At 39.8% G+C, this 6026-nt stretch carries 8 protein-coding genes; all 8 read left to right on the top strand.

Annotated elements, in window-relative coordinates:
* On the top strand, positions 1-156 hold a 156-nt coding region (locus KHB02_RS25670), incomplete at its 5' end, for an RDD family protein (RefSeq protein ID WP_241114090.1).
* A gap of 70 nt (positions 157-226) precedes the next feature.
* Complete coding sequence (locus tag KHB02_RS25665; protein ID WP_241114088.1) at positions 227-922, top strand: DUF2953 domain-containing protein; 696 nt, start codon at positions 227-229, stop codon at positions 920-922.
* Positions 923-939: 17 nt separating this feature from the next.
* Positions 940-1419, top strand: a complete 480-nt coding sequence (ytfJ, locus tag KHB02_RS25660; protein ID WP_213144604.1) for a GerW family sporulation protein — start codon at positions 940-942, stop codon at positions 1417-1419.
* A 194-nt stretch (positions 1420-1613) separates the two neighbouring features.
* Positions 1614-2114, top strand: coding sequence for a thiol peroxidase (gene tpx / locus KHB02_RS25655; protein ID WP_213119901.1), 501 nt, complete (start codon positions 1614-1616; stop codon positions 2112-2114).
* Positions 2115-2166: 52 nt separating this feature from the next.
* Entirely contained in the window at positions 2167-3150 is a 984-nt protein-coding gene (locus KHB02_RS25650) for a class I SAM-dependent methyltransferase (RefSeq protein WP_213144605.1), read from the top strand.
* 202 nt (positions 3151-3352) lie between these two features.
* On the top strand, positions 3353-4546 hold the full coding sequence (locus KHB02_RS25645) for an acetate kinase (RefSeq protein ID WP_213144606.1): 1194 nt from the start codon (positions 3353-3355) through the stop codon (positions 4544-4546).
* Positions 4547-4652: 106 nt separating this feature from the next.
* Positions 4653-5495 (top strand): EcsC family protein, encoded by an 843-nt coding sequence (locus tag KHB02_RS25640; protein WP_213144607.1) that lies wholly within the window; start codon positions 4653-4655, stop codon positions 5493-5495.
* Positions 5492-6004, top strand: coding sequence for a MogA/MoaB family molybdenum cofactor biosynthesis protein (locus KHB02_RS25635; protein ID WP_213144608.1), 513 nt, complete (start codon positions 5492-5494; stop codon positions 6002-6004). Before KHB02_RS25640 ends, KHB02_RS25635 begins: the two co-directional genes overlap by 4 nt.
* Positions 6005-6026 lie beyond the last annotated feature (22 nt).

The raw sequence follows: 6026 nt of genomic DNA, 5'->3' as shown, positions 1-6026 counted from the left end.
AGGCTTACATGGGGGACAGTTTTGTTTAGGGAATGGATTGGCCGCTTTATTTCTGCCACTATCGTTATCGGCTATATAATTGTCGCCTTTTTACCTAAAAAACAAGGTTTGCACGACCTTTTTACTGATACGACCGTTATTCATACTGAATCATAATGCAGCCTGCCGATTCAATTCGGCAGGTTTATTTTTTTTTCTATGGGAAATAATAGCAGGTTGAAAGGTTGTGAAAACGTTGATCTGGCTGTTGGCATCCCTGATAATTCTTTTGCTCTTATTTATTCTCATCCTTTTCACTAAACTGACGATTCTGCTGACTTATTTCCATCACAATGATAATGATGACTTAAAGGTAGAGTTTAGAATCTGGTTTGGGCTTATTAGGTATAAGAAAAGCATCCCATTAATCAAGGTAGATGAAGATTCCCCGAGCATTGTTGTTAAAAGCAGCGCAGAAACAGGAAAGGCCGAAAGTTCCAAACCGAATGTGACCCAGATTACAAATAAAGACGTGAAGTCCTACTGGAAACGTACCCAGGATCTCTTAAAAAAAGTAAAGGGACTCCAAATTATCATCAGGAAATTTTTACGAAAAATAAGTATTAAAGAATTTGAATGGCAGACTATGATTGGTATAGGTGATGCAGCACAAACAGCTATTTTGACAGGAGCTCTTTGGACTTTGAAAGGATCGGTTATCGGGGTTCTCAGTCAATATTTAAAACTAAAAACAACGCCAAAATTAAGCATAACTCCCCAGTTTCAAGGAAGCGTAGTCCAAACTTATTTTCAATGTATTTTTCAGTTTCGAATCGGGTATGCTATTTTGGCAGGATTAAAACTGATTAAATTTTGGAAGGGGGGAAAACCGCCTTTCAAAAACAAATCTAATTTTTCAAATGATAGAACCAATTCAATTTGAAAGAGGAGGAGACTGCTATGTCTGATCATCCAATTCAAGGTTTAATGACGACAGCGATGGAAAGCTTAAAGGAAATGATTGATGTAAACACCATCATCGGAGATCCTGTTGAAACTCCGGATGGAAGTGTCATCCTGACTGTTTCCAGGGTAGGCTTTGGTTTTGCAGCGGGAGGCAGCGAGTTCAAAATGGATACATCACAAGGCCAAGGACAAGGCGGTCAAGGGGGCCAAAGCCAGGGCGGGATAAAGCTTCCATTTGGCGGCGGTAGTGGTGCCGGTGTATCGATTACCCCAATTGCCTTTTTAATTGTCAATTCACAAGGGGTTAAGATGCTTCATTTAGATGAAAGCACACACTTATATGAAAAAATCCTAGAGCTTGCCCCTCAGGCAGTTGACAAGATTCAGCAGATGTTCGCGAAAAAAGATGAAGCAAAACAGCAGAGCAGCCCGCAATATCAAAACAACCAGGCAAAACATGATTTTGATATATAAGTTGAAAGGTTAATCTTCCAAACCACTTTAGGAAGGTTAACTTTTTTCATGATGGAGGCTCCAAAAATGTGTTCTTTCTAAAAGTCTTAATAATTGCAAAAATAGTATTGAAAGGATATATTTACTCTGTACATATTCCAAGTGAGCAGGTTTTAGTGCCTGATTTACTTGAACTGACAAAGGAGGATGTAAAGATGGCAAATGTTACATTTAAGGGAAATCCGGTTACTCTATTAGGCAATGAGGTAAAAGTAGGAGACAAAGCTCCTAATTTCACAGTACTTGCCAATGACTTATCAGAAGTTACTTTAGACAACACCAAGGGGCAGGTTCGTTTAATTACTTCCGTTCCATCATTGGATACTGGGGTTTGTGATGCAGAAACACGCCGCTTTAACGAAGAAGCAAACAGTTTAGGTAATGTTAAAATTTTAACTGTAAGCGTGGACCTTCCATTTGCTCAAAAACGCTGGTGTGCAGCAGCTGGCATCGAAAATGTCCAAACCTTATCTGACCACCGTGACCTTTCTTTTGGAGAAGCTTACGGAGTAGCAATCGAAGGCTTAAGATTATTAACTCGTGCTGTATTTGTGGTAGATTCAAGCGATACAGTAACGTATGTTGAGTATGTAAGCGAAGCTACGAATCATCCAAATTACGAAGCGGCTCTTGAAGCAGCAAAAAGCGCTAAGTAATAATTAAATGAAGGCCTCCGCGGCAGCGGGGCCTTTTATCGTGAGGTGTAATATGAATATTTCTTCAACTGAAAAATTGTTTACAATGTTTAATGAAACAGCTTTAGTCTTACAGGAAGAATTGGATTGTTCTTTTTTGGAAGCTTTAGCGGAGACCGGCGAGAATCTTTTCCAAGCGTCTATCCTTCAGGAAGAACTAAGTGAATTAACGCTAAAAAGATTGAAAAAGCAATATGAAGAGATAGATTTGGAGAAATACTTAAATGAGGATATTCGTAAGGCATTTCAGCTGGTTATTTTAAAAGGCATGAAAGAAAATGTTCAGCCCAACCATCAAATGACTCCTGATTCCGTTGGGATGCTCATTGCGTATTTGGTTGAGCGTTTTATTAAAAAACCATCCTTCCGTTTGCTTGACCCTGCAGTTGGTACCGGGAATTTATTAATGACGATACTAAACCATGTTCATAAAGAAATTGCGGCTGTTGGGGTAGAGATTGATGATCTTTTAATAAAGCTTGCTTATGTAAATGCAAATTTACAAGAAAATCCGGTCCAGTTCTTTAATCAGGATAGCCTTGAACCATTATTTATTGAATCAGTTGATGCAGTAGTGGCGGATTTGCCGATTGGATTTTATCCAAATGATATTCGAGCAGCAGATTACCAGCTACAAGCGAAAGAGGGTCATTCCTATTCGCATCATTTGTTTATTGAGCAAAGCGTCCGCCATACGAAACCGGGGGGCTATTTATTCTTCCTGATCCCTAATGGTCTTTTTGAGAGCCCCCAAGCTGGACAACTCCATGAGTATTTAAAGGAAGAGGTAATCATTCAAGGGCTTATGCAGCTGCCGAACAGCATGTTCCGTGATAAAAATTCCGCGAAAAGCATTTTGATTGTGCAGAAAAAAGGCGAGGAGATAAAGCCGCCAAAACAGGCGTTGCTTGTCAACCTTCCAAGTCTATCCAATCGGCAGGAAATGGATAAAATTTTAGTGAACATCGAAAGATGGTTCCAGGAAAACAAAGGGTGACGTTAAAAGTCACCTTTTTTTATTTTAAGAAAAATGAGAATATAATTATTATTTTCCGAAAACGCTGCCACTTGAAATTGACCTTGAAATGTATGTTCTTCAGTGTTTAAATGTGAAATTGAGGGAGATAAACAAGAACGGTTTGCACAAAATAAAAGGGGTATATGTATATAGATCGGTTTAAAAAAGGAGCGTTTAGCAAATGGCAAAAATAATCGCAATAAATGCAGGTAGTTCCTCTTTAAAATTTCAATTATTTGAAATGCCGGAAGAGGAAGTCATTACAAAAGGGTTAATTGAAAGAATCGGATTGAATGATTCCATTTTCAATATCACTGCTAATGGTGAAAAAATTCAAGAGACACTTGATATCCCGAATCATGAAGTAGCAGTTAAAATGCTGTTAGATAAACTGACATCACTTGGTATTATCCAATCCTTAAACGAAATCGAGGGAATTGGCCACCGCGTCGTCCATGGTGGAGAAGAATTTAACGATTCTGTTATCATTACAGACGAGGTATTAAATAAAATAGAAGCATTATCGGAACTCGCTCCATTACACAATCCGGCGAATGTTACCGGAATTAAGGCATTCAAACAGGCGCTTCCAAATGTTCCCGCAGTGGCGGTGTTTGATACCGCATTTCACCAAACCATGCCTGCGAGCTCTTACCTTTATAGTCTGCCATATGAATATTACAAAAAATATGGCATCCGTAAGTATGGGTTCCATGGAACCAGCCATAAATATGTTTCACAACGGGCTGCTGAATTATTGGGCCGTCCGATTGAACAACTGCGGTTAATTTCCTGCCACTTGGGAAATGGGGCAAGTATTACAGCCATTCAAGGAGGTAAGTCGATTGATACCTCCATGGGCTTTACACCGCTTGCCGGTGTTACGATGGGGACCCGCTCAGGAAATATTGACCCTGCTCTTATTCCGTATATCATGGAGAAAACAGGGAAAACAGCTGAAGAAGTATTGGATGTATTAAATAAAAAGAGTGGAATGCTGGCCGTGTCCGGTTTTTCGAGTGACCTCCGCGATATAGAAATCGAGGCAAAGCAAGGAAATGAACGGGCGAAGCTTGCGTTGAACGTGTTTTCAAATCGAATTCATAAATACCTAGGCTCCTATGCAGCCCGTATGTACGGTGTCGATGCGATTATTTTTACAGCGGGTATCGGAGAAAATAGCGATGTAATTCGTGAAAATGTTTTAAAAGGTCTGGAGTTTATGGGAGTTTACTGGGACCCTGCACTTAACAAGGTTAGAGGCAAAGAGGCGTTTATCAACTATCCGCATTCACCGGTTAAAGTATTGGTCATCCCAACTAACGAAGAAGTTATGATAGCTAGGGACGTGCAGCGTTTAGCAGCATCTCATTAATTCATAAAAAGGCAAAGGCTAAAATAATGCGGCTTTTGCCTTTTTATCATTGAATTTTAATATGATATACTGAATAAAAAAGGCTTTCAAAGGGTGGGATGGAAGCATGCCATTAACAGACCAGGAAAGAAAAAAATTAGCCGAAATCCGGCAATGGGAAAAAAACTTATTAAGCTATGAAGCAAACGACTTTCAACTAACCTATGAAAAATATTTGGAACGGTCCTTCTCTATGATACCAGAGAATCTTCAAAGGCAGTTTTTTTCAGGTCTAGACAGCTGGCTGTTTCATTTGCACGGAATTATCCAAGGCTCACAGCTTCAAATGGATGCAAAGGATAGAATCATCACCTCCGCGAGAATTTTTAACAAGGACACCGAAAAAATAGAAGACCTAAGGCAATTGGATTTCAATCAATTGCAATACATAGCTGAACAGCAAATTGCCAAACACCGGCTATATTCGTTTATCCAGGGTGGTTTGGCAGGCACCGGCGGGAAACTTTTGCTCGGGACGGATATTCCAGCCATTGCAGTAATTAATTTAAGAGTTGTTCAATTAATTGCCATGTCCTATGGTTTTGAAGTCAACACTCCCTATGAATTGATGACTTCTTTAAAGGTATTTCATACAGCGACGCTGCCACCAAGAATGAAAAAAGATGGCTGGGCCACTTTAATGGCTGAATTGGAGCAGAATGAAAATCCTTATTTTTATGAGGGAACAGAAGAGATAACAGATATCACTTGGCTTGAGCAGCCACTTCAGCAGCTGTTTAAAGCCGTGATCATTACATTATTCAGAAAAAAACTTGTTCAAGGGGTTCCGCTAATCAGTATGGCAATTGGAGCAGGCGCCAATTATCAACTGACGAGGAAGGTGACGGAACTGGCACAGAAATATTATCAGCTTCGTTATTTAAAAGAAAAAGAGGAGTTTGGCGAATGAGTATTCAAGAACATAGAAAATCGGCCCAGATTCAAGTGAATTGTAAAGTGATTACAGTTAGTGATACACGTGACAAAGAGACGGATAAAAGCGGCAGATTGATGATTGATTTGCTTGAAGAAGCAGGCCACAAGGTTGTTGACTACTGTATTGTAAAGGATGAGGCTCTGCCCATTCAGGAGGAAATACTGAAAGGCTGTGAGCGTGAGGATATTGATGTGATCCTGACAAATGGCGGAACAGGTATTGCCAAACGGGATGTAACAATTGAAACGGTTCAAAGTCTGCTTGAAAAGGAAATGACTGGATTCGGTGAAATCTTTCGCATCCTGAGCTATCAAGAGGATATTGGTTCTGCGGCCATACTTTCAAGGGCAGTTGCAGGCGTTATTAAAAATAAAGCTGTTTTCTCAACACCAGGCTCCTCTGGCGCTGTAAAACTTGCTATGAACAAACTAATCTTGCCCGAAATCGGCCATGTCGTAAAAGAAATAAAAAAAGATTTATAGGATGATAAGGGGCCATTACCCA

Source organism: Neobacillus citreus (assembly GCF_018343545.2).
Taxonomy (GTDB): Bacteria; Bacillota; Bacilli; order Bacillales; family Cytobacillaceae; genus Neobacillus; species Neobacillus citreus.
The sequence above is the reverse complement of the archived record's forward strand: the minus strand, read 5'-3'. Positions and strand labels throughout refer to the sequence as shown.